The sequence below is a fragment of the Microvirga soli genome, from assembly GCF_016734765.1.
GTDB classification, from domain to species: domain Bacteria; phylum Pseudomonadota; class Alphaproteobacteria; order Rhizobiales; family Beijerinckiaceae; genus Microvirga; species Microvirga soli.
Genome location: NZ_JAERQE010000003.1, coordinates 244,380 through 268,488 on the forward strand (window position 1 = coordinate 244,380; position 24,109 = coordinate 268,488).

22 protein-coding genes are annotated in these 24,109 nt (G+C 60.6%); 14 read left to right on the top strand and 8 right to left on the bottom strand.

Going from position 1 to position 24,109, the window contains the following annotated elements; genetic code table 11:
- Window positions 1-7 precede the first annotated feature (7 nt).
- Complete coding sequence (locus JKL45_RS04860; RefSeq protein WP_201859985.1) at window positions 8-1,207, bottom strand: mandelate racemase/muconate lactonizing enzyme family protein; 1,200 nt, start codon at window positions 1,205-1,207, stop codon at window positions 8-10.
- A 329-nt stretch (window positions 1,208-1,536) separates the two neighbouring features.
- Between JKL45_RS04860 and JKL45_RS04865 the strand changes: the two genes are divergently transcribed.
- From JKL45_RS04865 to denD, 4 genes are all read left to right on the top strand, one after another.
- The gene (locus JKL45_RS04865; protein ID WP_201859986.1) at window positions 1,537-2,079 is read left to right on the top strand and encodes a TRAP transporter small permease; all 543 of its coding nucleotides are present in this window, start codon (window positions 1,537-1,539) and stop codon (window positions 2,077-2,079) included.
- Window positions 2,076-3,359, top strand: a complete 1,284-nt coding sequence (locus tag JKL45_RS04870; protein ID WP_201859987.1) for a TRAP transporter large permease subunit — start codon at window positions 2,076-2,078, stop codon at window positions 3,357-3,359. Before JKL45_RS04865 ends, JKL45_RS04870 begins: the two co-directional genes overlap by 4 nt.
- A gap of 36 nt (window positions 3,360-3,395) precedes the next feature.
- On the top strand, window positions 3,396-4,406 hold the full coding sequence (locus JKL45_RS04875; protein ID WP_201859988.1) for a TRAP transporter substrate-binding protein: 1,011 nt from the start codon (window positions 3,396-3,398) through the stop codon (window positions 4,404-4,406).
- Window positions 4,407-4,520: 114 nt separating this feature from the next.
- On the top strand, window positions 4,521-5,504 hold the full coding sequence (gene denD / locus JKL45_RS04880) for a D-erythronate dehydrogenase (RefSeq protein ID WP_201859989.1): 984 nt from the start codon (window positions 4,521-4,523) through the stop codon (window positions 5,502-5,504).
- 542 nt (window positions 5,505-6,046) lie between these two features.
- Here the strand turns inward: denD and JKL45_RS04885 are convergent.
- Window positions 6,047-6,346 carry a hypothetical protein gene (locus JKL45_RS04885; RefSeq protein WP_201859990.1) on the bottom strand — a complete coding sequence of 100 codons (300 nt, stop codon included), beginning with the start codon at window positions 6,344-6,346 and terminating at the stop codon, window positions 6,047-6,049.
- Window positions 6,347-6,522: 176 nt separating this feature from the next.
- Between JKL45_RS04885 and JKL45_RS04890 the strand changes: the two genes are divergently transcribed.
- The 4 genes from JKL45_RS04890 (at window position 6,523) to JKL45_RS04905 (ending at window position 11,191) form a co-directional block, all read left to right on the top strand.
- Window positions 6,523-7,857 carry a globin-coupled sensor protein gene (locus JKL45_RS04890; protein ID WP_246498305.1) on the top strand — a complete coding sequence of 445 codons (1,335 nt, stop codon included), beginning with the start codon at window positions 6,523-6,525 and terminating at the stop codon, window positions 7,855-7,857.
- A 570-nt stretch (window positions 7,858-8,427) separates the two neighbouring features.
- On the top strand, window positions 8,428-9,408 hold the full coding sequence (locus tag JKL45_RS04895; protein WP_201859992.1) for a S1C family serine protease: 981 nt from the start codon (window positions 8,428-8,430) through the stop codon (window positions 9,406-9,408).
- A 100-nt stretch (window positions 9,409-9,508) separates the two neighbouring features.
- Window positions 9,509-10,345 (top strand): aldo/keto reductase, encoded by an 837-nt coding sequence (locus JKL45_RS04900; protein ID WP_201859993.1) that lies wholly within the window; start codon window positions 9,509-9,511, stop codon window positions 10,343-10,345.
- Window positions 10,346-10,357: 12 nt separating this feature from the next.
- Window positions 10,358-11,191, top strand: a complete 834-nt coding sequence (locus JKL45_RS04905) for an inositol monophosphatase family protein (RefSeq protein WP_201859994.1) — start codon at window positions 10,358-10,360, stop codon at window positions 11,189-11,191.
- Here the strand turns inward: JKL45_RS04905 and JKL45_RS04910 are convergent.
- Both JKL45_RS04910 and JKL45_RS04915 read right to left on the bottom strand, forming a co-directional pair.
- A complete protein-coding gene (locus JKL45_RS04910) occupies window positions 11,182-11,826 on the bottom strand; it encodes a helix-turn-helix transcriptional regulator (protein ID WP_201859995.1) in 645 nt (214 codons plus the stop codon). The two genes, JKL45_RS04905 and JKL45_RS04910, sit on opposite strands and share 10 nt — an antisense overlap.
- Window positions 11,823-12,938 carry an aminotransferase class I/II-fold pyridoxal phosphate-dependent enzyme gene (locus tag JKL45_RS04915; protein ID WP_201859996.1) on the bottom strand — a complete coding sequence of 372 codons (1,116 nt, stop codon included), beginning with the start codon at window positions 12,936-12,938 and terminating at the stop codon, window positions 11,823-11,825. The genes JKL45_RS04910 and JKL45_RS04915 overlap by 4 nt, the downstream gene beginning before the upstream one ends.
- 156 nt (window positions 12,939-13,094) lie before the next feature.
- Between JKL45_RS04915 and JKL45_RS04920 the strand changes: the two genes are divergently transcribed.
- Genes JKL45_RS04920 through JKL45_RS04935 form a run of 4 tightly spaced genes read left to right on the top strand, consistent with a single transcriptional unit; the run spans window position 13,095 to window position 17,544 of the window.
- A complete protein-coding gene (locus JKL45_RS04920) occupies window positions 13,095-14,210 on the top strand; it encodes an aminotransferase class I/II-fold pyridoxal phosphate-dependent enzyme (RefSeq protein ID WP_201859997.1) in 1,116 nt (371 codons plus the stop codon).
- Between the two features lie 15 nt (window positions 14,211-14,225).
- Window positions 14,226-15,614: a M20/M25/M40 family metallo-hydrolase gene (locus JKL45_RS04925; protein ID WP_201860085.1), complete on the top strand. Its 1,389-nt coding sequence runs from the start codon at window positions 14,226-14,228 to the stop codon at window positions 15,612-15,614.
- Window positions 15,611-16,588, top strand: coding sequence for a pyridoxal-phosphate dependent enzyme (locus JKL45_RS04930; RefSeq protein WP_201859998.1), 978 nt, complete (start codon window positions 15,611-15,613; stop codon window positions 16,586-16,588). Before JKL45_RS04925 ends, JKL45_RS04930 begins: the two co-directional genes overlap by 4 nt.
- A complete protein-coding gene (locus JKL45_RS04935) occupies window positions 16,585-17,544 on the top strand; it encodes a Rossmann-fold NAD(P)-binding domain-containing protein (RefSeq protein WP_201859999.1) in 960 nt (319 codons plus the stop codon). The genes JKL45_RS04930 and JKL45_RS04935 overlap by 4 nt, the downstream gene beginning before the upstream one ends.
- Here JKL45_RS04935 and JKL45_RS04940 read toward each other — a convergent pair.
- The 3 genes from JKL45_RS04940 to serA form a co-directional block, all read right to left on the bottom strand.
- A complete protein-coding gene (locus JKL45_RS04940; protein ID WP_201860000.1) occupies window positions 17,541-18,149 on the bottom strand; it encodes a hypothetical protein in 609 nt (202 codons plus the stop codon). The genes JKL45_RS04935 and JKL45_RS04940 overlap by 4 nt on opposite strands.
- A gap of 174 nt (window positions 18,150-18,323) precedes the next feature.
- On the bottom strand, window positions 18,324-18,875 hold the full coding sequence (locus JKL45_RS04945) for a hypothetical protein (protein WP_201860001.1): 552 nt from the start codon (window positions 18,873-18,875) through the stop codon (window positions 18,324-18,326).
- A 134-nt stretch (window positions 18,876-19,009) separates the two neighbouring features.
- Window positions 19,010-20,257: a phosphoglycerate dehydrogenase gene (gene serA / locus JKL45_RS04950; RefSeq protein ID WP_201860002.1), complete on the bottom strand. Its 1,248-nt coding sequence runs from the start codon at window positions 20,255-20,257 to the stop codon at window positions 19,010-19,012.
- Between the two features lie 442 nt (window positions 20,258-20,699).
- Between serA and JKL45_RS04955 the strand changes: the two genes are divergently transcribed.
- Window positions 20,700-21,473 (top strand): endonuclease/exonuclease/phosphatase family protein, encoded by a 774-nt coding sequence (locus JKL45_RS04955; protein ID WP_312896906.1) that lies wholly within the window; start codon window positions 20,700-20,702, stop codon window positions 21,471-21,473.
- A 103-nt stretch (window positions 21,474-21,576) separates the two neighbouring features.
- Window positions 21,577-22,521 (top strand): lysylphosphatidylglycerol synthase domain-containing protein, encoded by a 945-nt coding sequence (locus tag JKL45_RS04960; protein WP_201860004.1) that lies wholly within the window; start codon window positions 21,577-21,579, stop codon window positions 22,519-22,521.
- 3 nt (window positions 22,522-22,524) lie between these two features.
- On the opposite strand, the gene JKL45_RS04965 is transcribed toward JKL45_RS04960, so the two are convergent.
- The gene (locus tag JKL45_RS04965) at window positions 22,525-24,024 is read right to left on the bottom strand and encodes a phospholipase D-like domain-containing protein (RefSeq protein ID WP_312896907.1); all 1,500 of its coding nucleotides are present in this window, start codon (window positions 24,022-24,024) and stop codon (window positions 22,525-22,527) included.
- Window positions 24,025-24,109 lie beyond the last annotated feature (85 nt).

Consider the following 24,109-nt stretch of genomic DNA (forward strand, 5'->3'; position numbering starts at 1 on the left):
GTCTTGACTATGAGCCCTCGGATAGTCTGACGATTGCATCCGGCCGGCTGCAGAGGTCCGGCAGCAATTCCAGGCCTAAGCCCGGCTTCATGTTGACTGTGACTTCTCCGTTGGTAACGGTCGGCAGTTCCGTCACAAGCTCGGTATACCAACCGGTGTAGAACGCCCGGACGCTTTCCTGGATCAGCGCATTCCTCGCATGCAGGGAGAAGTGGCAGGAGGCCGCGTAAACCACCGGCCCTGTGCAGTCATGCGGTGCAACAGGCACATGCCATGCTTCGGCGAGGGCGGCAATCTTGCGCGCCTCGGTAAGGCCACCGCACCAGGACAGATCGAGCATGACGACGCCCGCGACGCCGGTTTCGAGATATTCCCGGAAAGCGTGCGTGTAGGAAAGCGTTTCGGATGCGCAGACCCATGCCTTCGAGTGCCGGGCATACTCCTTGAGATCCCCGATATTGTCGAGACGAAACGGGTCCTCATGCCAGTAGGTGTCGAACTCGGTGAGAGCGGCGGCAAGTTTCTTGGCCATGGGCAGGCTCCACAGGGAGTGGAACTCGACCATGATATCCATCTTGTCGCCGACAGCCTTGCGGATCTTGGCGAAGGGCTCAAGGGCCGTCTTCAGTTCGGCAGGGGATATGTCATAACCGTGGCTGCGTTCGGCAGCGACATCGAACGGCCAGATCTTCATGCCGGTGATGCCCTGCTCCAGCAACGAATGCGCCAGATCGTCGGCCTTATGCAGGAATGCCTCCAGGTCCTCGTATGCTCCCGCGGCGCTGCCGACACCCCAATTGGCAACCTTCTGCGCCCGGCTGTCACGGATATACCTGTATCCGGCGCAGGTGTTATAGACTCGAATCCGGTCCCGGGAGCGCCCTCCCAGCATGTCGCAGATAGGCCGGCCATGAACCTTGCCGAACAGGTCCCATAGGGCGATGTCGACAGCTGAATTGCCCCGTGTTTCCACCCCGGCCGATCTCCAGCCGAGATAGTTCTGAAGGTCTCGGTTGACAGCCTCGATCTGAAGCGGATCGCGCCCGATCAGCTTGGCCGCGACTGTCTCATGAATATAGGCTTCCACCGCCGCGGCGCCCATGAAGGTTTCACCCAGGCCGATGAGGCCTTCATCGGTGTGCAGGCGGACCCAGATGATGTTGGCAAATTCCTGCAGGCGGATTGTCTCGACACCGGTGATCTTCATTGTGCTCTCGCTACGTCTGCGCTCCATCTGGGCATAAACAGCACCACAGGACAACACTTACGGTAGGTGGCTGGATCTTGGAGAACAGCGGTGATTTCCACTGAAATGGAGGCGCGTCTTCGTAGTCATAAGTATAATTTGAAACAATGGAACGCTTCCCTGAAGTTCGCACATACTCCAGTATTCGGCGCTCCAAGTCTGTTCCACACCGAATTGACACTCTGCAACGCTGGGCCTTAGATCAGTGAAACTTTGCCCTTGCGCGACCTTGAACAGGCGCCGGAGGCGGACAGAATAATGTGGGCAGGAACCGGAGGCAGGGAGTAACGGTGGACAGGGCTGTATCATACTTCTTCAAGGGTCTGGAGGGACTCTTGGTCCTCCTGCTCGCCGCCATGGTCGTCATGGTTTTCGGCAATGTCGTCCTGCGTTACCTCTTCGACACGGGGATCGACGTATCCGAAGAGCTTTCCCGCTATTTCTTCGTCTGGCTGACATTCATTGGCGCCGTCGTGGTCGGGCGGCAGAACGCCCACCTTGGCGTGGAGACCCTTGTGTCCCGGTTAGGCGATCAGGGGCGCAAGCTCTGCATGATATTGTCGGACCTTTTCGTGATCGGTTGCTGTGTCGTCTTCTTCTGGGGGACTTGGCAGCAGGCTGAGATCAACGCCACCAATTATGCTCCGATTACAGAGATTTCGATGCTCTGGGTTTATGGCGTCGGCTTCTTCGCGAGCATCGGGCTGGGGCTCATGGCTGCGCTCCGCATCCTGCGGGTTCTCACAGGCCGCCTGAGCGATCAGGAACTCCGAGCCTTCGCGGGGGACTACAGTGACGATGAAGCGAATGATCTGAGAGGGCACCTCGAGTGACGATTGTCGTATTCCTCACGTCTCTTCTGGGCGCCATGGCCCTGGGAATGCCGATAGCCTTCGCGCTCATCGTCTGCGCGCTGGCTCTCATGCTCTGGCTTGGCAACTTCGACAGCCAGATCGTCGCTCAGAACATGATCATCGGAGCGGACAATTTCCAGCTCCTGGCTGTCCCGTTCTTTCTCCTGGCCGGAGAGCTGATGAATGTCGGAGGGCTGTCGAAGCGCATCGTCAACTTCGCCCTGGCGTGTTTAGGGCATATCCACGGCGGCCTCGGCTATGTTGCCATCGTGGCGGCTCTGATCCTCGCCGCTCTGTCCGGTTCCGCTGCGGCGGATACGGCAGCTCTGGCGGCTATTTTGATCCCGATGATGCGCAATGCAGGGTACGATATCCCGCGGGCCGCGGGGCTCATCGCAGCAGGCGGCATCATCGCTCCGGTAATCCCACCTTCTATCGGGTTCATCATCTTCGGCGTTGCAGCCAACGTATCGATCTCGCAGCTATTTCTCGCAGGCGTCGTGCCTGGCCTGATGATGGGTATCTCTCTCGTCGCAGCTTGGGCCATCGTCAGCCGACGGGACAAGATGCAAACGTTCCCGCGCACCACCATGCGAGAGCGCGGCAAAGCTTTCGTCGACGGCTTTTATGCGCTCCTAATGCCGGTCATGATCCTGGGTGGCATCAAGTGGGGCATCGTGACACCGACAGAGGCGGCCGTTCTCGCTGCGGTTTATGCTCTTCTGATCGGTATGTTCGTCTATCGCGAGCTCAAGCCCTCGATGCTGTATGGAGTGTTCCTCACGGCCGCCAAAACGACCGCCGTGGTGATGTTCCTCGTGGCAGCCGCCTTGGTCTCCGCGTGGCTGATTACTCAAGCCAACATTCCCGGTGAGATCAGCGGGCTTATCGAGCCTTTGATGGGCAACAAGACCCTGCTCATGTTTGCCCTGATGTTCCTTGTCGTCATCGTCGGAACGGCACTGGACTTCTCCCCCACCGTCCTGATCCTGACTCCGGTTCTCATGCCGATCGTCAAGCAGGCCGGTATTGACCCTGTTTATTTCGGCGTCCTGTTTATCATCAACAATGCAATCGGACTGATCACACCTCCCGTCGGAATTGTGCTCAACGTCGTGAGCGGCGTTGCCCGCGTGCCGATGGGAGCTGTGATCCGAGGCGTCAACCCGTTTCTGATCGCCCAGCTGATCGTGCTTGTCCTGTTGATCCTGATTCCTGAACTGGTGACGGTGCCTTTGGCGTGGTTGCGGGGACGGTAAGTCGACTGAAGCTAATAAAAGAGAGAGGAAACAACCATGAAAGCGTTCAAATTCACCCTTGCTGCAGGTGTTGCAGCAACCATCCTTGCGGCTGTTCCGGCCTATGCGCAGTTCACGGAACGCAACATCCGTCTCTCCAACGGCGTGAACGAGGATCACCCCAATGGCAAGGGCGTCGAGAAGTTCAAGGCATGCCTGACCGACAAGTCGGGCGGAAAGCTGAAGGTTCAGGGCTTCTGGGGCAATGCCCTCGGCGGCGATCTTCAGGCGACCCAAGCCCTTCGCTCCGGCACGCAGGAAATGGTCGTCACCTCGAGCTCCCCGCTGATCGGCATCCTGCCGGATCTCGGCGTCTTCGATCTGCCGTTCCTTTTCGCCAATGAGAAGGAGGCCGATGCGGTTCTCGACGGCAACTTCGGCAAGCACATCGACGCGAAGCTCGAGTCCGTCGGCCTCGTCAATCTGGCCTATTGGGAGAACGGGTTCCGCAACCTCACCAACTCGCGCCGCCCGGTCGAGAAGTGGGAAGACTTCAAGGGGCTCAAAGTTCGCGTGATGCAGAACAACGTGTTCCTCGACACCTTTAAGACCTTAGGGGCCAATGCCGTCCCGATGGCTTTCGGCGAGGTGTTCACCGCACTGGAGACCAAAGCCATCGACGGTCAGGAGAACCCCTTCGTGACCATCGACACCTCCAAGTTCTATGAGGTGCAGAAGTACCTGTCGGTTACCCGTCATGCCTATACGCCGTTCCTTGTTCTCTACTCCAAGAAGCTGTGGGACGGATTGTCGAAGGACGAGCAGGCCGCTTTGCGCGATTGTGCCGTCGTGTCTCGTGATGAGCAGCGCAAAGTCTCCCGCGAACTCTCGGAAGCCTCGCTCAACAAGATCAAGGGCGAAGGCACCGTGGTGAACGAGCTGAATGCTCAGGAAGCGAATCGGATGCGTGAGCAGGCCAAGAGCGTCTGGGAAAAGCATGCGGCAACCATTGGTCCGGAGACCGTGAAGATGATGCAGGACGAGCTGACGAAGGTTCGGGGAAAGTAATCATCCGCTTCTAAGCAATGTGGCGCCGCTGCCGAGCGGCGCCACATACGTTTCTGCTATCCAGATATGAATTCACCAGAGCCAGATTCGGCCTTCTGAAAAGGATTTCGAACGATGCAGATCCTCATCCTCGGAGCAGCCGGAATGGTCGGCCGCAAGCTCGTCGAGCGCCTGGTGAAAGAGCGTCGTCTTGGCGCCCAGGAGATCACACGTCTCGTTCTTCATGATGTGGTCGAGCCGGAGCGCCCTGAGGCACCGTTCGCCATTGATGCCCTGGCGTCCGATTTCTCCATTTCAGGAGAGGCGGAGCGCCTGGTGGCAAGCCGCCCAGATGTCATATTTCATCTGGCAGCAATCGTGTCCGGTGAGGCGGAATCCGATCTGGAAAAAGGTTACCGGATCAATCTGGATGGAACCCGGTTCCTCGTCGATGCCATTCGGCATGTCGGAGACGGGTATCGGCCGCGGCTGGTCTTTACGTCGTCCATCGCTGTGTTTGGGGCGCCTTTCCCGGAGGCCATCGGCGACGAGTTCTTCCTGACGCCTCTCACGAGCTATGGCACGCAGAAGGCCATCGGCGAACTGCTGCTGGCCGACTATTCACGGCGTGGCTTCTTCGACGGAATCGGAATTCGTCTGCCGACCATCTGCGTGCGTCCCGGCAAGCCCAACAAGGCCGCATCTGGGTTCTTCTCAGGCATCATTCGGGAGCCTTTGAACGGACATGAGGCTATTTTGCCGGTACCGCTGGATGTACGTCATTCTCACGCTTCGCCTCGATCTGCCGTCAATTTCCTCATACACGCGGCAACCCTCGACCTGTCGCAGGTTGGACCGCGCCGTAATCTGACGATGCCGAGCGTATCGGTGACGGTTGCGGAGCAGATCGATGCACTCAAGAGGATCGCCGGCGAGCGTTGCGTTGCCCGGATCCGCCACGAGATCGATCCGAACATCGTGCGTTTTGTCGAGGGCTGGCCCAAGCGCTTCGACGCCCGCAGAGCCGAAAGTCTGGGCTTTCAGGCAGAGAAAACTTTCGAGGAGATCATTTCGATTTACATTGAGGACGAACTCGGGGGTGTTCTGCCGGATCGATAAGACTTCGAACCATGGTCTTTGCCGATCCCGCTTATGAGTGAGGGCGCCCTGGAAAAAGCCGCTGTCGGAGCAGGGCCCATTTGCGAACGGCCCATATCGTAAAACGACCGACGGGCTTTTGCAGGAAAGGGATGTCGTAGGCCATCAGCAGCAGACCCAAGGGCAGCATCCATATCCCGAGGAGGGGTAGGATCGAGAATATCCCTCCGATAACGAAGAGGACGCCGACGGGCAACCTGATCCACTTGGCCGCTGGATGGCGAAGGTTTCGGAGCACCCGTGCGACTTTGCCGGGCACTTCATGCTCCAAATGTCTGAATGCCTGCCTCAGAACGGCTTTGCCGCTAATGGCTCTCATGGCTTTTGAAGTGCTCATCCATGAAGAGAGTTCCACAATCCTCTAGAAGTCTCAGTTCCAACCACGAGAGAAGGAGCTGGGAACAAGTCATCTGAAAGATGTCTGTCAGGCTCCGGCAACCGAGACTGGCCGTGGTGTTGAATATGCGCAACCCATATCGGCTATAGGCCATCCAGACAGCGCTTTAGGCATGGGCTCCTAGAAGAGCGGCAGCGACGGCATGCCTTCCCTTTTCACCGATCATCGAGGATCTCAGATCTCTCTCTTTCTGATCCAGACGCTGGAGATAGGGATCGAATTCGAGCGGGAGCGCAGGGTCCCCCAGGAACCGCGGCTTGTCGCTGCGTTCGTAATACTCTGCTCTCAACATCCGGCCCAGATGATCCTGGATATCGGCCGGAAGTGAAGGAGTATTGCTGAGGTACCGCGGTGCGGATCTGTCAGCCTTCAGCGAGTAAAGAAACTTTGTTGCTTTAGCGATCATGTTGTAGCCCCACAACTGCTATGATTAACGCATCATGCTGGTCTTGGTTGCAGATTGGCGAAACAGACCCTCAAGACGGATTACAAGATCACCCTTCACTAGAGCCGATGAGGTGATTTGCAAGCTTCACTCAAGCCTAGATGGATAAAGCTCCTCCATTGATTGGAGTAGGTGTATTGCACAACGATATAGCGGTTGCAGAGCGGCTTCTATTTATTGGCGTTGATGAAAACGTTCGAAAGGAGTTGCGCGCGGTCTGGCAGGATATTCATCCGGTTCTGCCCGCAATCCTTGAACGGTTCTATGAGCACATGCACCGGCAGCCGCAGCTGTCAAAGATGATCGGAGCGCAGCAATCGCGCCTCGTATCGGCTCAGCTGCAACATTGGAGGCGCCTTTTCAGCGGCAGTTTCGACGCCTCCTACGTCGAAGGCATTCATCGCATCGGCCTCATTCATAACAAGATCGGCCTTGAACCTCGGTGGTACATCGGCGGCTATGCCTTCATCCTGAACGAGTTGGCGACTGCGCTCTCGAAAAAGCACCGTTTCAACGGAGCGCTGCTGGCCCGTAAGCTCATGGTCGTGAACCGGGCCGTTATGCTGGACATGGATTTTGCGATCTCCGTGTACCAGGATGCCTTCGTCCAGGAGCGACAGAAGAAGGGCGAGATGCTGGCGCAGGCTGTTGCTTCGTTTTCCGGTGCAGTTCAGGAAAGCCTGCAGATTTCAGGTGTGGCGAGTGGAGCTTTCTCTGAAAGTGCTGCTGCTCTCGACGCTGCCACGGCTGATGCCAGCAGCCTTGCCAATCAAGTGACGAGCGCCGCGGAGCAGAGCGCATCCAACATGCAGTCCGGTGCGGCGGCTACGGAACAGCTCGCTTCATCCGTTCGCGAAATCGGCCAGCAGGCCAGCCGCTCCGCCGATGTCGCCCGGCATGCATTGCAGAGCTCCCGGCGGACGAAGGACACGGTCAACGGACTGGCAGAGCAAGCTCGGCAGATCGGTGACGTGGTCGATCTCATCGAGAGGATTGCCGCTCAAACCAACCTGCTCGCCCTGAATGCCACCATCGAAGCAGCACGCGCTGGAGAGATGGGCAAGGGCTTTGCTGTGGTGGCCCAGGAGGTCAAGACCCTGGCGAACCAGACTGCCAAGGCTACGACGGAGATCGCCTCGCGCATCGGCGCCATTCAGGAGGCAACCCGGCAAAGCGTCTCCGACATCGACGACATCGGGCGCATCATGGACGATTTAAGCGGCATAGCGACAGCGATCGCCGCTGCGGTCGAGGAGCAGGCCGCTGTCACCTCTGAGATTGCCGTGAACGTCAACCAGACGACCGATCATACCCATGCGGTGGTGCGCAGCATCGAGGCTCTGTCAGGATCGACGGCCTCCGCTGCATCTGCGGCTTACCAAGTGTCGAATGCCAAGCAGACTTTGGATCAGCAATTGCAACGACTGAAGCAGGATATCGATCACTTCCTCACAAAGGCTCAGGCGGCATAAACCGTCACGCGGCGGCTACATTCCCTTCTTCTTCAAAGCTCCCGGGCCGTGTCTTTTTGGATACAGACACGTCCCTGCAAATCAGACACCTTGGCGATTGACGCAGCGGCATCGTTCCGTGTGCCGTGAGAGACGCAATGGTTTCTCCGTGGGGGCAAAGGTGGACCAGGTGGATCTTGAGGTCGAGCATATTGCCCGAGCGTTTTTTGCCGCTCGGCAAGAGACAGGAGCTTGGGAGGACGCCTCCCGTAGCCTGAAGCATGAGTTTCGCCTCTATGCCAGACATGCCATCAGGATGCTGGAGAGACGCCAAGAACAGGTGCAGTGGGTCGAGCCGGAAACGCCTCCGGTCAGGGCCTTGGAGAGCGCCTAGGCGACCCCGCTCCTCCCTTTTTGGGGCACGACTATACCTCTCGTTCCGGGATCGAAGCGACGTCCCGGACTCAGTCCAACCTGTCCCAGGAACACGGCTTTTTGTGCGTCAAAAAGGCGGAGGGCTGTTGAAGGGATGGTTTTTCCTGCCATGTTGAAAGGGTGCAGGCTCTCGGCGGAGAGTCCGGGGAGTTTTTGATGCAACCACCCGACGAATGGGAAATCCCTCCTGAATTTCAGCCCGATCCAAGGCTTCTCGACTACGATCTGAAGAATGCTTTGTCGGCTGTGGTTTCCCTACGGGCGCGTGTTCCCGAGGATGCTTTTACTGCCGAGACCCTCGGGGTCGAGCGGGCAGGGCAGGGCGTGGTCATCAGGGACGATGGCCTCGTCGTGACGATTGGATATCTCATCGCAGAAGCCGAGGAGGTCTGGCTCACCACCAACCGGGGGCGGGTCGTACAGGCGCATGTGATCGCCTACGACTATGAGAGCGGCTTCGGCTTGGTGCAGGCGCTCGAGCCTCTCGGCGTGCCTGTGCTGGCCCTTGGGGATTCCCGGCGCCTGAAGCCGGGAGACCAAGTCGTGGTAGGGGGCAGCGGCGGGCAGATCCATTCCCTCGCAGCCCAGGTCGTCGCCTGCCAGGAATTTGCAGGTTATTGGGAGTACCTGATCGACAGTGCCATCTTCACCGCGCCGGCTCATCCCAACTGGGGCGGAACGGCGTTGATCGGCCCGCGCGGCGATCTCATGGGCATCGGCTCGCTCCAGCTGCAGCACCAGGCCTCCGGCGGAACCGTCGTGCCCCTCAACATGAGCGTGCCCATCGATCTCCTGAAGCCCATCCTCGATGACCTCCTGACTGCCGGGCGCGTCAAGCACGAGCCGCGACCCTGGCTCGGCTTCTATGTGGCGGAAGCCGAGGACGACGAGCTCACGATCATCGGCCTTGCTGGTGATGCCCCGGCTCAGCGGGCTGGCCTGCGCGCCGGCGATCAGATTCATGCGGTTGGAGAGCAGAGCGTGACCTCGCTGGCGGAGTTCTACCGGGCCATATGGGCCCTGGGTCCGGCCGGGGTCGATGTTCCGCTTACCCTTGAGCGGGAAGGCGACAGGTTCGATGTGACGATCCGGTCGGGGGACAGGGGCCGCTTCATGAAGACTCCCCGTCTGCAGTAACGGATCTTCTCTGAAGGCTCCTCGTGGCATCGCTGATCTATGCGGATGCGGGCTGGTTCCAAACCGAATTATAGAGGCGATTGCCCCAGGAGAGCTGACAATGAACCCAACCGTCACCTTGCCGAACGGCGAAAGCATTCCCACGCTCGGGCAGGGGACTTGGCAGATGGCCGAAAGGGCTGACCGCCGGGCGCAGGAGATCGAGGCTTTGCGGCTCGGGGTCGATCTCGGATTGACCCTCATCGACACGGCCGAGATGTATGGGGAAGGGGCTGCCGAGGAGTTGGTCGCCGAGGCTCTGGCTGGAGAGCGGGAGCGCATTTTCCTCGTCAGCAAAGTCTACCCTCACAATGCAAGCCGCCAGGGTGTGATCCAAGCCTGCGAGCGCAGCCTCCGGCGGCTGAAGACGGATCGGCTCGATCTCTACCTCCTGCATTGGCGAGGGAATGTGCCGCTGGAGGAGACGGTCGCCGGCTTCGAGGAGCTTCGCCGGTCCGGCAAGATCCGCCATTGGGGCGTCAGCAACTTCGATGCAGACGACATGGAGGAATTGCTCGGCGTCCCAGCAGGCGAGAACTGCGCCACCAACCAGGTTCTCTACAATGTGACGCGGCGAGGGCCCGAGTTCGATCTTATCCCCTGGATGGCAGCACGCAACATGCCGTTGATGGCCTACAGCCCCATCGAGCAGGGAAGGCTTCCTCGAGGTGGTGCGCTGCAGGCCATCGCGCTAAGGCATGAGGTAAGCCCATTCCAGATCGCTCTGGCATGGCTTTTGAACAGGTCGGGTGTGATTGCCATTCCGAAGGCATCCAGTGCCGAACATGTGCGGGAGAACCACAAGGCCTTGGAGATACGATTGACTCCCGAGGACTTGGCGGCCATCGATGCCGAGTTTCCGGCGCCGAAACGCAAGCGTCCGCTCGAGATGATTTAGGTGAACACTCTCATGAATTTCTCCCGATCCGACGCCATGATTGTCGCGGACCTTCTCAGGGCCGCCGCGCAGACGGAGATCCTGCCGAGGTTCCGGAATTTGTCCGCCGGTGCCGTTCGAACCAAGACCTCACATCTCGACCTTGTGACGGATGCGGACGAAGCGGCCGAGCGGATGATCGAGGCGGAACTTCAGCGTCTGTTCCCCTCGGCCCTCGTGGTTGGAGAAGAGGGGGTGAGCGGCAATCCCGGACTGCTCGACGGACTGGACGATGCTGAGCTCGCCTTTATCCTCGATCCCGTCGACGGCACGCTCAACTTTGCCTCCGGGCTCCCCCTGTTCGGCGTCATGGCCGCCGTGGTGATGAAGGGGGAGGTTGTGTGCGGAGTGATTCTGGATCCCATCTCCGATGATTGGGCAATGGCCGTTCGTGGTGAGGGAGCTTGGATCCAGCGTCCAGACGGCAGCACCTCTCCCCTCCAGGTCTCGCCCGCCGTCCCGCTCGCAGAGATGGCCGGCAACGTCTCCTGGCGCTATCTGCCCGAGAGCATGCGCCCCGTGGTGACGGGGAACCTCCCGAAGGTCGCGATGGCAGCGGATCTTCGGTGCTCGGCGCATACCTATCGGCTCATCGCCGCGGGTCACCTGCACTTCTCATTCTCGTCCAGTGTCATGCCGTGGGATCATGCAGCCGGCTGGCTGATTCATCGTGAAGCCGGCGGCTACACGGCGCATTTCGACGGCTCCGCCTATCGTCCGGCCAACCGGAGTGGCGGCCTCATCAGCGCGCCCGATGAGGCGAGCTGGCGGGCTGTGCGCGACGCGCTCCTCCCGCTTCAGGCCTGATCCTTCCTGCGAAGGTAGTTGTAGACGGTGGCGCGGCCCAGGCCGAGAATCCGCGAGATGTAGGCCGCCGCATTGCGTCCGCCGAAGGCGCCGTCACCGGCCAGATCGGCCACGAGCTGCTGCTTCTGAAGGCGGGTCATTTCCGCGATGGAGAGCCCGCGTTCACGGGTCCAGCTCTGGATGTACTCGTTGATGCGCTCGTGCCAGTCTTCCTTGAATAGGGAGGCAGGCTTTTCGGCCGATTGGGGAACCGCCACGAGGGCGGACAGCGTCTGCATCACCGCATGAAAATGGGACACATCCACGTTGATGCAGAGAATGCCGACGGACTTGGGGCCTGCACGAAGAACGGCGCTGACCGATTTGATGCGCCGCCCGTCCCAGTTCACCTTCTCATAGGGGCCGATGATCACGTCGGAGGGTTTGAAATCGATCTCATGCAGAAGAGACGGTTCGCCGAGCTCCCGCTTGGAGAATGGGTTCGACAGGTGAACAACGGTCTCCGTCGAAAGATCGTGCAGCACCACTTCCGCATAGGGCTGGAAGAGCAGGGCAATGGCGTCGCACACCGGAGCATAGGCGGCCAGCTCCGGTGCGAGGCTCGTGGTTGCAGACGCCTTCTGCGCCTGTGTCATGACAGCTCCGCGCGTACGAAGGCTGCAAGGCGTTGAAGGCCCGCCTCCAGATGATGGGCCGGGGCACCGATGCCGATCCGGATGTAGCGATCCATGCCATAGACATCGCCCGGCAGCAGCATGATGCTGCGCTCCTCGCGCAGACGATGCACCAGCTCCGTGGAGTTCATGGGCATGGCATAGCGGATGAACGCCATGCCGCCGGCCTTGGGTGGCACGAACGAGAACAGGTCGCTGTTCTCATCGACCCAGCGCTGCAGGAGAGCGAGATTTTCGCGCAGGATGCGCTTGCTGCGTGAAAGAATTTCCTGCCGCTTTGCCGGTTCCACGACGATCTCGGCCACGAACTCGCTGACGGCACCTGTCGTGATCGACGTGTAGTCCTTGCTCTGCCATGAGGCGTAGATCTCCTGCGCGGGTCCGACGAGCCAGCCGATGCGCAGACCGGGAAGCGCCACCGCCTTCGAGAGGCCGCTGGTGATGATGGCCTTCTCGTAAAGATCGGCGAAGCTCGGAGGCTCATCCTGCTCCAGCTCCGCTCCTTTGTAGACCTCGTCAGCATGCAGGTAGATCCCATGCTCGCGGGCAATCGCCACCAGCCCGTCCATCGTCTCGCGCGATAGAACGCTGCCCGTCGGATTGTTGGGGTTGCAGATCGTCATCATCTTCGTGCGGGACGACACGGCCTTTCGCACGTCGTCGAGATCGGGAGTCCATCCCAGCTCTTCGCGGAGAACAACCTCCTTGACGGTCACGCCGATGGCACGGGCCCACCCCCAGATCTGCAGGTAGTTCGGAACGAAGACGACGAGTTCGTCGCCCGGCTCCAAGAGCGACATGACGAGCAGGAAGTTGGCTTCGGCCGAACCGTTGGTGACAATCACTTCGTCGGCGGTGCGCTCGCGGTACAACTTGGCAATGGCCTGCCGCAGCTCGACGCGCCCGTTCGTCCAGCCGTAACCGAGTTCCACGTCGAGCAGCTGCTCCTGCTGGGCAGGTGTCAGGAGTTCACGCAGGGAATAGGGATGCACCCCGCTGTCGGACAGGTTGTACTCGACCGTGTTCTCATACAGCGACTGAATGCGCTCCAGCGTGAACTCTTCGATTTTCATGGGATCTCCGCAAGGCTGAGCAAGGCTTTTGAGGTTCTGTAGCATCATGGATTTGGACAAGAAAGTCCAATTTAGACTTGACGGTTCAAAACTTCCTCTGCCATGGTCCGGGTTCATTCAGCGCCGGAGCGCTGTCATTCCCGCATTGGAGCCATCGTGCAGTTCGATACCTTTCTCATGGAACGGAACCAAACGCTGTTTGAGAACGGCGTCGAGATCAATCTGACCGAGAGCGGCGTACATCCCTGCACCATCGAGGAGATCATGCCGGCGGACGCCGCGCAGGCGCTCCTGCGGCTGCCGCTCGGCTATGGCTGGACCGACGGACGGCCGGATCTGAGATCCGCGATCGCAAGCTGGTATCCGGGTGCATCGCCCTCCAACGTGCTGGTGACCAACGGCTCTTCGGAGGCCACGATGATCGCCCTGATGGCCATGGTGAATCCGGGCGACAAGGTTCTCTTCCCGGTTCCCAACTTCATGCAGGTTGATGGCCTCGGGCGCGCTCTCGGCATGAATGTTCAGCGGCTGCCTCTCATGGCCGATCAAGGATGGCAGATCGATCCGAATGCGCTCGCGCAGGAAGTGAGCGGCGGCGTGAAGCTGATTGCCGTGACCAATCCCGGCAATCCGACAGGCGCCGTTCTCTCGCCCCGTAGCCGCGAGCTTCTGCTGGAGACCGCGCGCGAGGCAGGAGCTTGGCTCATGGTCGACGAGATCTATCGCGGAGGCGAGATCGATGGGGCTGAGACGGAAACGTTTTATGGCAGCTACGACCGCGTCATCGTCACCAGCAGCCTGTCGAAATCTTTCGCCTGCCCGGGCCTACGTCTCGGCTGGATCGTCGGACCTGAAGTCGTCGCTGAGGAGGCTGCCAAGCGGCAGGACTACACCACCATCGGCAGCGGAATCCTCAGCCAGATCGTTGCTGCCGCCGTGATGGCACCGGAGAACCGCGAGCGCATTCTGGCGCGGGGGCGGGCTTTGCTGCGCGAGAATGCGGACATCGTCCAGCGCTGGATCGAAAAGCAAAATCGCTGGTCCTGGCAGCGCCCAGCAGCCGGTGGCATGGCCTTCCTGCATTATGATTTCGACATGTCCTCCGAGGATTTGTCCAATGCGTTCCGGGAAGAAGAAAGTGTGTTCGTCGTGGCCGGAAGCTGGTTCGGGATCGAGAACCATATCCGTGTCGGCATCGGTGTGAAGACGGAGCATCTCGTGGAGGGCCTCGCCCGGCTCGACAGCTTTCTGGCGCGTCGCGATCTGGCTTGAAGCGAGTTCAACGTGATGCTGCCACACGCCAATCTGTTGAAGGCAAGCGAAGATCTTCGCCGTCTCGTCGCCATTCCATCGGTCAGCGCGCGTGGAGAGAAACTCGTCGAGTGCGCCGAGGCTGTTCGCGACCTGCTCGCTGAGGCGGGCTTCGATACGGAAATCCAACAGGGAGACGTAGGTCCCTTCGTCATCGGCGAGATCGGCAGCGGCCCTCTGACGGTGATGATCTACAATCACTACGATGTTCAGCCCGAAGATCCGGTGTCGCTCTGGCATTCCCCTCCCTTCGAGATGTCCGAGCGCGATGGGCGCTGGTACGGACGCGGCGTTGCCGACGACAAGGGCGAATTCATCAGCCGGCTCGCAGGCTGGCGCCTGTTTCGGGAACATCATCCCGGCCCCTTGCCGTTCAGGCTCATCTGGCTTGTCGACGGCGAGGAGGAGATCGGCAGTCCTTCGCTGGAAGCGTTCCTGAAGCGGCGCCTCGACGGCGAGGCGGTGGATGTCTGCTGGTGGGAATATGGCGAGGTCGACGCAAGCGGGCGGCCGATCATTCTCTGCGGCTTCAAAGGCGTGATGGCCGTCGAGCTGCGCGCCAGAACGGCCCAGGCGGACATGCATTCGAGTCTGGGCGCCGTCTTCGACAATCCGCTGTGGAGGCTTGCAGCCGCAACGGCATCGCTGCGCGACGGAACGGGGCGGATCCTGATCGACGGCTTCTACGATGCCGTCCGGCAGCCCGCTCCCAGCGATAATGAGCTGGCCTCGGCTCCTCCATACTCCCTCGACAGCCTGATGGATGCCACTGGCGCGCAGCGGCTTCTCGACGGGATCGATGCCGCAAACTTTTATCGCGCCGTCAACTTTGAGCCTTGCATGAACGTCAATGGCTTCTCCGGGGGCTATGCGGGCGAGGGCGCAAAGACCGTCCTGCCGGCGGAAGGTGCGGTCAAGATCGACCTCCGGCTCGTGCCCGATCAGGACCCGCAGCGCATCGTTGCGCTTCTGCGCGCTCATCTCGACAAACATGGCTTCGGGGACATCGAACTCATCGTTCACGATGCCAATGTGAAGCCGGTACGATCAGCAGCCGATCACTGGTTCGTTCAGGATGCGAAGGCGGTTCTCGAAGAGTGTTTTGGCCAGCCGGCCATCGTGCAGCCCAGCTCCCCGGCGTCGGGCACCGCCCATCCTTTCGTCGAGCAGCTGGGCGCAGAGATCGTCGGCCTCGGCCTGACCCATCATGGCGCCATGCTCCACTCGCCCAATGAGAACATCATCATCGATCAGTTCGTCAGGATGATCGAATGCTCTGCTGCCATCTTTGCAAGGCTCTCAGAGAGAGCGTATCGAATGAGGCAGTCGAGCCCTGCGCAGCCGACACATGGAGAAACGCCATGATCAGCATCGTTCTTGAGGCCGCCGCCCGATCAGTGCAGGCGCGCCAGCGGATCCGCAATCATATTTACGAGACACCCTTGCTTCCATCGCGGCAGATCGGTCGGGAGACAGGCTCGTCGTTATACTTCAAGGCCGAGAACTTCCAGCTCACCGGATCCTTCAAGATCCGAGGCGCAGCAAGCAAGATGACGTCGCTTGGCGTCGACCGCGAGGTCATCACGGCCTCATCCGGCAACCATGGCATTGCCTCGGCGCAGGCCGCTGCATCCATTGGTCAGGCACTCACCGTCGTGCTGCCCGAAACCGTAGCGCAGGCCAAGCTCGAACGGATTCGTTCCTTCAATGTGAACGTCGTTCTGCATGGCGCGGAGAGCGGATTGGCGGAGCTTCACGCGCAGGAAGAGGCGGCGGCCCGCGGTCTCGTCTATGTGTCTCCCTACAACGACCCCGAAATCGTTGCAGGGCAGGGGACCATCGGACTCGAACTGCTCGAGCAGGCGGAGAGGATCGACAACATCTTCATCGCCATGGGAGGCGGCGGGCTAATCGGCGGCATCGGGGCCGTGCTCAAGAGCTTCAGTCTCGGAACGCGGATATACGGCGTGGCGGCCCAGAACTCGGCGGCTCTTGCGGCATCCATGATTGCCGGACGTGTTGTCGAGACCGAGCATCGCGACACGCTTGCGGATGGCGTTGCAGGCGGGATGGATGAGGACAGCATCACGCTACCCCTTGCCGTCGCGGTCGTCGACGAGGTCGTCACCTGCACGGAGGCCGAGATCGCCAGTGCTCTCCGGGATCTGGTTTACAAGGAGAACCAGATCGTGGAAGGTGCGGCGGCTCTCGCGCTGGCCGGGTTCCTCAAGGTCGCAGAAAGCTGCAGAGGTCAAAACAACGTCGTCGTGCTCTGTGGAGCGAATTTCGATCGGGACAAGATTTTCTCTGTCCTGAACGGTCAAGGGCGACAGTCATGACGGATGCTGGTTCGATCACCTTTCTCGATGCATCGCAAATCGAGCAGCGTCTGAAAGGGCTCGACCTCGTACGCCTCATGGAAGGCGCTTTCGCAGCCTTCTCCCGCGGCGAGGCGGTGGTTCCACCGCCGGGTGAACTCCTGTTCGAGGATCCGCCGGGTGAGGTCCACATCAAGTATGGCTACCTGAAGTCCGGCGATACTTATGTGGTCAAGATCGCATCCGGCTTCTGGAACAATCCTGCACATGGCTTGAGCAGCAGCGACGGCCTGCTGCTCGTCTTCAGAAAGGATACGGGACAGTTGGCCGCCGTGCTCAACGATCACGGGCGCCTGACGGATCTGCGCACGGCCGCCGCAGGAGCCGTTGCGGCCAAATACCTTGCGCCTGAGCAGATCGAGGCTATCGGCGTGCTCGGCACCGGAATTCAGGCTGAACTTCAAGTTCAACTGCTCCAGGCGGTGCGGCCGTGTCGAAACATCGTGTTCTGGGGACGCAATCGGGAGAGGGGAGAAGCTTATGCCCGGCGGATGCGCGATAGAGGGTTCCTCGTAGAGGCTGCGCGTTCGCCGGCCGAGGTCGCATCCCGCTGCCACCTGATCGTCACCGCAACCGCAAGCTCGGAGCCACTCCTGCAATGGAGCGACATTCAGCCCGCCACCCACATCGCGTGCATCGGCGCCGACAGTGCCGACAAGCAGGAGCTTGATGCATCGATCATCAGGCAAGCTGATCTCGTCGTGACGGACAGCCGGGCGCAGGGCCGGTCAAGAGGAGAGCTCTGGCACGCCTACCGGGCCGATGACGCAGCGATGAGCGGAATCGTCGAGATCGGTGAAATCGTTTCCAGTGCAGTCAATGGGCGAACGGCCGCCGAGCAGGTGACGGTCTCGACGTTCTCAGGACTTGCCGTTCAGGACATTGCAATCGCGTCGGCTGTTCTCAGCCGATCTTAAGATCGTTGCCCCTCAGGGGCATGGTCGATCCTCTCGATCAAGGCATCGATCTCTGCCATCTTTCCAATGCGGCGCTTGCACTGCCTGTCGAGATGCCAGGCTCGGCCGATGCTCAGCGCCAAGAGCGGCATTGCCCAGAGAATGCTGATGACGTTCAGGAGCACGAGGGTGAGGAAGGCGATCGATAGGATCCATGCCTCGATGCGCCCGAAGCCTTCGGTGAACTCGTTTCTCATGAACAGCTGCTGCCGTTCTATCATGAGCTGGCTCTTGGCGTATTCGAACAGGTGCTTTTGATGATCGACCGTCCGGGAGCCGCGCTGCCGCTCAAGGACGCCCTTGAGTGCCGCAATATCGGAGAAACGATCCGGGGTGTCGTAAGCTCGCTCTTTCGGCGCAAAGGCCGCGACGATCCGGCGGTGGAGAGCAACGAGAGCCGGAGGTTGGTTGTCCTGACTGGTCTGGAGAGCGGTCGGGTCGAAGGTTTCCGTGATGCGGCGGCGGATCCGAGTGACGGTGGCTCCCTGTCCCTGGCGCTCGAACGTGCTGGCGACATGCCTTGCAATCGCTGTTTCGATCGTTGCTTCTGCCCTGTCGCTCGACATCACCAGCTTCCTTCGCCTTTGGCCTGCCGGACGTCGAAGGCGGAACGCTCGCCGGCACCATTGCTGCGGCAGTTGATGAAGTGTGAAACAACAGGGTTAATGGATGCTTAACCGAAGCAACTGTTCGCGGGATATCCTGGCAGACAATCTCGCTTAAGCAGGGCCAGGAACGGGTTAGCGCTGATCCTCGGGTAGCATGCCGGCCAGGTCCTGAAGGAACTTGATGGATGCGGCCGGGCGCCCTTCCTGTTCGGCGACCTTGATGATGTGGTTCAGGATAGTGGCAATCTCGCTCAGCTTCGCGACGCGCCCGGCGGAGAGAACGTGAAAGAATGTCGAGAATGCCACCGCGATCGCCTGATCGTGCTCTTCCAGTACGCGACATTGTTCCTTGAGCGCTTTGATGTCCCTCTCCTGAGCCGAGACGATTTCGACGAGAGTCAGCATCTGCTCGGCCAGGGTATCCAAGGAGGTGTTCATGTCGCTGAAGCGTTCCAATTGGGCATGAATAGGCGGGCGATGATCGTCTTGATGATCGATCTTGGGAGATGAGGGTGAGGGCTGATCGTTCTCTAGGGTTTTGGGATTTACACTCGGAGCCAAAGGCTCTCCAAGCACAGGTCCCGCTTTCTCTGCAATGATACGGGGAAGCCCGATTGTGCGGGCAACCCTGGTCGCCGCCTGCTGCATGAAATGACGTAACTTCACCTGAACACCGGCAATCACGTTCCTGCTTTCGCTCGGAAGAGTGCGCCATCTTCTTCACGAGGGATGGCTCACCAGACGGTATCATGTCTTGAGCACGAATGCTCCATGAAGGTCATCTCAAATATCCGGCCTCTCGGGTCACCATATGCCGTCTACCCGCGGGCATAGAGCAGCCGGGCGCGAATAGTCCCCTCCAGAGCGCGGATCTCCTCCAGGGTTTCGCGGCTCTGCTCTGGCTGACCTTCCACCTCGATCACCACATACCCGAGTTCGCCATCTGTCTGCAGGTGCTGGGCCGTGATGTTGAGGCCGCGCTGGGAGAAAGCATTGTTCAAGCGCCCGAGCATTCCAGGTACGTTCCTGTGCACATGGATATAGCGGGTGCCAGTGGTCCGGGCGGGCAACTGGACCTGGGGAAAGTTCACGGCTCCGACCGTCGTGCCCACGTCGGAATAATCGGTGAGCTTCTTGGCGACTTCGGCACCGATGCGCTCCTGTGCCTCTTCCGTGGATCCGCCGATGTGAGGTGTTAGAATAACATTGTCGAGACCCTGCAGCGGCGAGACGAAGGGCTCCTTGTTGGATGCCGGCTCTACGGGGAATACATCGACGGCAGCGCCCCGCAGATGACCGCTCCGCAAGCTCTCAGCCAATGCATCGAGGTCGACCACGGTGCCGCGGCTGTTGTTGATGAGGTAGGCGCCCTTCTTCATCATGGCGATCTCGGCTTTGTCGATCATCCCATGGGTCGCCGGTGTCTCCGGCACATGCAGGCTGACGATGTCGCTCTGGCTCAGCAGAGCATGCAGGCTGTCGGCAGGCTCGGTGTTGCCGTGGCGGAGCTTGTCGGTCTGATCGAAGAAGATGACGCGCATGCCCATGGCTTCCGCCAGATAGGAGAGCTGCGAGCCGATATTGCCGTAGCCGACAATGCCCAGGGTCTTTCCGCGTACCTCATGGCTGTCCGCGGCAGACTTGTCCCATTGACCTCCATGGGCCGCGGTGGATTTGGGGAAGGTGCGCCGCAGCAGCATGACGATCTCGCCGATCACCAACTCGGCGACGCTCCTGGTGTTGGAGAACGGAGCGTTGAAGATGGGAATGCCGGCCTGCCGGGCGGCTTCCAGATCGACCTGGTTCGTCCCGACGCTGAAGCAGCCGGCAGCGATCAGCCGGTTGGCGGATTGCAGAACCCTGCTCGTCAGCTGGGTACGGGAGCGGATGCCCAGGAGATGGATGCCTTGCAGGGCCTCGATCAGTTCGTTCTCGTCGAGGGCCGTCTTGAGGTAGGTCAGGTTGGTGTAGCCCGCGGCCTTAATCAGATCCACGGCACTCTCGTTCACTCCCTCGAGCAACAGAACACGGATCTTGTCTTTCTGAAGAGAGAACATCTCGGACATATCAGCTCCATCGGCCTTCCATGCGCATGCCATAGCGCGCCGGGGCAGGGGCGGGAATCCCTTTTTCCTGCATAGGTAGGCTTTCGCGGGAACGGGTTCCGGCCCCCGACAGGGTGAGGCCTCCTACCTCCTATGCTCTGATCCGGCCTTCCGCGCCTGGTCTATGATGGCTGAATCCGGTCGCAGTTGCAGCCGGTCGATGAGGCGGGGACCGGTGCCGGATGTACGCACGGTCCCCGTTCCATATCCGGACCTCATCCCATCAGATCCCCCAGGTTGAGAGGGGAACTGCCCGCCTCTTCGGTGACCTCAGACGCTCACGCGGCCAAAAAGCCGAGCTTGGATGGATCCAGGCCCCTTGGATGGGAGTTCTGGTTCCAGCTGGATCGGAACAGCCAACGGAACCGGAAGCTCCTTCCGGAGGTCTGCCAGAGGGGGCGAAGTGCCGCGAATCCTGACCTACAACGTGCACCGCTGCCTAGGCACAGATGGGCGGCTGTCTCCTGCTCGCATCGCCGATGTGATTGCAGCCTATGAACCCGACGTCGTCGCCCTGCAGGAGCTCGACGTAGGGCGGGTCAGAACAGGGAGCGTCGATCAGGCTCATGCGATCGCCCAGGCGCTCGGAATGCACGTCCACTTCCATGCCAGCATGCGGGTGCTCGAAGAGGAGTACGGCAACGCAATCCTGACGCCTCGACCTTCGAAGCTCATCAAGGCGGAGGCCCTGCCGGGCCTGGCCGGAAAGCCACGCCTTGAACCACGGGGGGCTCTTTGGGCCTCGATCAACCTCGCAGGCACCAATGTCCAGATCATCAACACCCATCTGGGCCTGCGCCGCCACGAGAGGCTCGCCCAGGTGAATGCCCTGCTGGGACCGCACTGGCTCGGTCATCAGAGCTGCCGTGAACCAGCCATTCTGCTGGGGGACTTCAACGCCACACCGCGATCCCGTACGTATCAGCGTCTCACTGCACAACTCTGGGACGCGCAAGCGCTTGCAAAACTTCCCAAGCCCAGGGCAACCTTTCCGTCGCGCTTGCCATTGCTGCGCATCGACCACGTTTTCGTCAGCCGCGGCATTGCAGTCCAGCGGGTGGAGGCGGTCAGGACGCCATTGGCCCGTATCGCCTCAGACCATCTTCCGCTTCTGGTCGAATTCCAGATCCTCCGTGGCAAGGTCCACCAAGCCAGCATGGCCCAGGCCCACGGGTGAGAGGCATTATAGAGGCGTCTGACGGATCGCACGCCTGGCTTTTGCGTTGAGCTTCAGGAGCGTGGCCGTTCGCTGCTGCGGCTCAACGCCGATGAGGAGAGGAATGCGGAACTGGAAGTACCTGATTGCTGCGGCTGCCATAGGCTTGGCAGCTTTCCTGCTGTATCGTACGCTCAATCGCTACAGCCTGGACGAGCTGATTGCCGCCGTCACTGCCGTTCCCGTTCCGAGGCTCCTGGCTGCCGCAGGGTTTGCCGCAGCAAGCTATGTGTCCCTGACGTTCTTCGACTACTTGGCCCTGCACTATGTCGGCAGGCCGCTCCCCTATCCGAAAGCCGCCTTGGCCTCCTTCACAGCTCTGTCCCTCGGCCATAACATTGGATTGGCCGCCTTGAGCAGTGGTGCGGTGCGCTATCGCTTCTACAGCCGCTGGGGCCTGAGTGCAGGCGTGGTCGCGAAGGTCATCGTCTTCTGCGGTGTCACCGTCGGACTAGGCCTGCTGACGCTGGGTGGGACAGCCTTGCTTCTGCGCTCCAGCCTGGCCGTGGAGATTACCGGGCTGACGCATCCGGTGGTCATCGTCTTGGGGCTCGGCTGTCTTGCGGTGCCGGTGATCTATCTGATCCTGTCCCTCTTCGTGCGCAGGCCGCTGCGGATCCGGCGCTGGTCGCTTGAGATTCCAGCCTTTCGGCTTGCCATCGGACAGGTCCTCGTCGGATCCATCAACTTCGCCTTCGTGGCCGCCTGCCTTCACCAAGCCCTCGCGGCCGTGGCAGACGTAGCGTATCTGGGCGTGGCTTCCGTCTATGTGATCGCCAATGCGACGGCGTTGGTCAGCCATGTGCCTGGAGGGCTTGGCGTGATCGAGAGCGTCGTCATGTACCTTCTGCCGCAGAGCGACCTGATCGGCCCGCTGCTGGTATTCCGGTTCGTCTATTTCCTTGCACCGCTTGGCCTAGGGAGCATTCTGTTTGCCGTAACCGAGCTGGTTATGCGGCATCGTGGATCCGGCTCTGAAGGAGATGCTCCTGTCCCCGCGAAGGCCTAGAGATTAGCCCTTGCGGCGACGGAAGAGGGAGAGCGGTTCGAAAGGCTCGAGCGGGTCCAGGAGACCGGTTCCCGGTGCTGGCGCATCCGGCCCGTCGTCGGCCATGGCTCCAAAGGGACGCAGGCCACGGACCGCCATATTGAGCCGATCGATGGCCCGAATGAGGGATCCGCCTGCTTCTTCAAGGACCTCAGTAAATGTATCCGGCTGAGTCTCCAGGTGCTCGGCAAGGAGCCGGTCTCTCAGGCAGGCAATGGTCCTGCGCTCTTCCTCACCCGTCGCCTCGATAGCGAGGTCGCACTCGCTGTCGAGACCCATGGAGCGGTTGTTCAGGTTCGAGGAGCCAACGCGCAGGAACACGTCGTCGACGATGATGAGCTTGGAGTGGATGAGCACCTGGCATTCCCCGCCTGCTCCATTGGGGATGACCGGGTAGTAAACCCGCAGGCGATCATAGTGATCGCATTTGCGCAGGCGCCGGATCAGCCTGTCCCGGTTCGTGCCCATGACCAGCTCTTCGGCCCAGCCATGGGATTCATGTGTCTGGATCACCACGATCTCCGGCCCGTCGGGATCGGCCAGACGCTGTTCCAGAACGTCTCCAATGGCAGGGGCGGTCATGTACTGAGCTTCGATGTAGATGCTCTTCCTGGCTGCGGACAGTGCATCCAGGGTCAGGGCGGCTGCCTCCTGCGCGGCAGGCTGGTCTCCCCAGGCCGGATAGGTTCTGGCGATGGCCACCGGCACATTGACGAAATCGGCGGCAAGCTCCTCCGGCCATGGGTCAGCCCCGTCCGGCATGGCCGGGCTCAGATCCTCTCCCGTGGCAGATTTCCAGCGGCCGTAGCCCACTTCGGCAACGGATCGTGCCGCCTCGCCATCCACAACCATCTGCAGATCGTGGACCGGCTCGTAGATGCATCCATCATCCTTGAGGCGGATAGGGTCATCGCAGGCATGGCGATGGGTGTCCCAGCGTTCGACCGTCAGGTCCATGCCGCCGACGAACGCCAAGGCGTCGTCGATGCAGACGATCTTCTGGTGGTGGGCGGCGTAAAGTGGGTGGTGGGTGTCGAGCTTAAGGTGGAGGCGTGGATGGTCCTGCCACTCGGCGCCGAAGATGAGCGGGCCGGGAGCCCCGGGGGCATGCACGACGGCAACGCTCCACACCAGGATCCTAACCTCAAGCTCCGGATTGGCTTCGACGAGAGTGCGGAGCAGGGGGCCGAGCGGGGGCGACTCCTCGGCGCTCGCGTCCGGGCGCAGGCGGATGCTGCCGTCGAAATCCCAGCCGATAATGAGGATGGAGCGTCTGGCGCGGCGCAGGGCCGCTTCCAGGCAGGCAAAGTAAGGGGCGCCGTCGATCAGGACCGATGCACGATCGGCCGGGGCAGCGCGCCAGCAATTCTGTCCTGAACGCAGGATCGAGCCCTCGGGCAGCCGTAGGGCAGCCTGGGCGAACTGAAGTTCTTGCCGGGTCGTCGTTTCTTCCAGAAGCTGCACGCGACTAAGATCCTAAACGCAGTCCTGTGCCAACTCGGGAGCCGAGGCCAAGGTTCCGATGGAAACAGAGCGCCTCAAAATCGTT